This window comes from Arthrobacter sp. Y3225116, from assembly GCF_059091245.1.
In genome coordinates, this window is the sequence record NZ_JBNHGL010000301.1 from 1 (window position 1) to 2994 (window position 2994).

The 2994-nt window shown below is 67.5% G+C and carries 2 protein-coding genes; both read left to right on the top strand.

Translation table 11 applies throughout. From position 1 onward, the window contains the following. A partial coding sequence (gene rho, locus AC5RV2_RS16440; protein ID WP_494093224.1) for a transcription termination factor Rho occupies nt 1-1632 on the top strand: 1632 nt, incomplete at its 5' end. Nucleotides 1633-1837: 205 nt separating this feature from the next. Beyond that, nucleotides 1838-2917: a peptide chain release factor 1 gene (prfA, locus tag AC5RV2_RS16445; RefSeq protein WP_494067187.1), complete on the top strand. Its 1080-nt coding sequence runs from the start codon at nt 1838-1840 to the stop codon at nt 2915-2917. The last annotated feature ends 77 nt before the right edge of the window (nt 2918-2994 follow it).

The following is a 2994-nucleotide window of genomic DNA, read 5'->3' on the forward strand; positions in this document are numbered from 1 at the left end:
GCCGAGGGCGAGGGACGCCAGGAGCGCCGCAGCCGCGGACGCAACCGCCGCTCCGACTCCGGCCAGCAGGACGCGGCCGAGACCAAGGCCGACGCACCGCAGGAAGCTCCCGACGGCAAGCCGGCCGAGGTTCAGCAGGACGAGAAGAGGGACGGCCAGGACGGCTCCGGCCAGCAGCAGTCCGGCCGCGGCGACGGCCAGTCCGACCGCCGCAGCCGCAACCGCAATCGCAGCGACGCCGACCGCGACACCCGGGATAACCGCGACAACCGCGATTCCCGCGACACCCGGGAGCGCGACACCCGCGATACCCGCCAGGATGACGGCGACGAGGGCGGCCGCGGCCGCAACCGCAACCGCCGCAACCGCCGCGACAACGACAGCAACAACACCCGCTACCGCGACCGCAACGAGCGTCGCCGCGGCCGCGACCGCGGTCCCGAAGTCGACGACACCGAGATCTCCGACGACGACGTGCTGCTGCCCGTTGCCGGCATCCTGGACGTGCTGGAGAACTACGCCTTCGTGCGCACCTCCGGCTACCTGCCCGGACCGAACGACGTGTACGTCTCGCTGGCCCAGGTCAAGAAGCACAACCTGCGCAAGGGCGACGCCGTCGTCGGCGCCATCCGCGCCCCGCGCGACGGCGATTCCGGCGGCCAGGGCAGCCGGCAGAAGTTCAACGCACTGGTCAAGCTCACCTCCGTCAACGGCAAGCCGGTGGAGGAGAACAAGGACCGCGTGGACTTCACCAAGCTGGTCCCGCTGTACCCGTCCGAGCGGCTGCGCCTGGAGACCGAGCCGAAGAAGATCGGCCCCCGCGTCATCGACCTGGTCGCTCCTATCGGCAAGGGCCAGCGCGGCCTGATCGTCTCCCCGCCGAAGGCCGGCAAGACGTTGATCCTGCAGTCCATCGCCAACGCGATCACCACCAACAATCCCGAGGTCCACCTCATGATGGTGCTGGTCGATGAGCGGCCCGAAGAGGTCACGGACATGCAGCGCACGGTCAAGGGCGAGGTCATCGCCTCGACCTTCGACCGTCCCGCCGACGACCACACCACCGTGGCCGAACTGGCCATCGAGCGCGCCAAGCGACTGGTGGAGATGGGCATGGACGTGGTCGTCCTGCTGGACTCGATGACCCGCCTGGGCCGCGCCTACAACCTGGCCGCCCCGGCCTCGGGCCGCATCCTCTCCGGCGGCGTGGACTCCTCGGCGCTGTACCCGCCGAAGCGTTTCTTCGGCGCCGCCCGGAACATCGAAAACGGCGGTTCCCTGACCATCCTCGCCACCGCACTGGTGGAGACCGGGTCCAAGATGGACGAGGTCATCTTCGAGGAGTTCAAGGGCACCGGCAACATGGAACTGCGCCTGTCCCGCTCGCTGGCGGACAAGCGCATCTTCCCGGCCGTCGACGTCAACGCCTCGGGCACCCGCCGCGAGGAAAACCTGCTCTCGCCCGAAGAGGTCAAGATCATGTGGCGCCTGCGCCGCGTCCTCTCCGGGCTGGACACCCAGCAGGCGCTGGAACTGCTCACCGGCAAGATCCGTGAGACGCAGTCCAACGTCGAGTTCCTGATGCAGGTCCAGAAGACGACGCTCGGCTCGAAGGCCGAAAACGACAAGTAGCTGCTTTACAGCCGCTGATTTTTTGCCGGCCCCGCCCCTACGCCGGGTGGCCCAGGATCTGCGATCCTGAGCCGCCCGGCTCCGGTAGGCCCGATGCCACTCCCTGGCCGGCAAAAAACTCAGCGGCTGTTGCTGTTAAGTCACCTTTACCTGCAGTCCATGTCGTTGCTATTTAGACTTGTTGTGAGTCGAAAGAGGTTTGAAGATGTTTGAGTCCGTTCAGGGGCTTCTTGACGAGCACGCCGAGCTCCAGAAGGAATTGAGCGACCCTGCCGTCTATTCCGACCAGGCGCGCGCCCGGAAGCTGGGCCGGCGGTCGGCGGAGCTGAACGGCATCGTCGAGGCGCACAAGCGCTGGTCCCACCTGGCGGACGACCTCGAAGCGGCACGCGAGCTCGCCGACGAGGATCCCGAGCTGGCGGCCGAGGTGCCCGGGCTCGAAGCCGAACTCGAAATCGCCCAGGAACGGCTCCGCCGCCTGCTGATACCGCGCGATCCGGACGACGCGCGCAACGTGATCATCGAGGTCAAGGGCGGCGAAGGCGGCGACGAGGCGGCACTGTTCGCCGGCGACCTGCTCCGGATGTACATGCGCTACGCCGAATCCCGCGGCTGGAAAACCGAGATCATTTCCGCGACCGAGTCCGACCTGGGCGGTTACAAGGACGTCCAGATGGCCATCAAGGGCAACTCCAACGACCCGTCCGAAGGCGTCTGGGCCAGGCTCAAGTTCGAGGGCGGCGTGCACCGCGTCCAACGCGTTCCGGTGACCGAATCGCAGGGCCGCATCCACACCTCCGCCGCGGGCGTCCTGGTGCTTCCGGAAGTGGACGAGCCGGAAGAAGTGGATATCCATCAGAACGACCTGAAGATCGATGTTTACCGTTCCTCGGGTCCGGGCGGCCAGTCCGTGAACACTACCGACTCGGCGGTGCGCATCACCCACCTGCCCACCGGCATCGTGGTCGCGATGCAGAACGAGAAGTCCCAGCTGCAGAACCGCGAGGCCGGCATGCGCGTGCTCCGGGCGCGGCTGCTGGCCCACCAGCAGGAGCAGATCGACGCCGCGAACTCCGAGACGCGCAAGTCGCAGATCCGCACCATGGACCGGTCCGAGCGCATCCGCACCTACAACTTCCCGGAGAACCGGATTGCCGACCACCGCACCGGCTACAAGGCCTACAACCTGGACGCGGTGATGAACGGTGAACTGGAACCGGTGATCCAGTCCGCCATCCAGGCGGACGAGGAACACCGGTTGGCCGCCCTGGGCGAGGAAAACTAGCCAGCAGTGCCCGCCACAAACCTGGCCGACGCCCTGTCCGCCGCCGCCGCGCGGCTGGCCGAGGCCGGCGTCCCCTC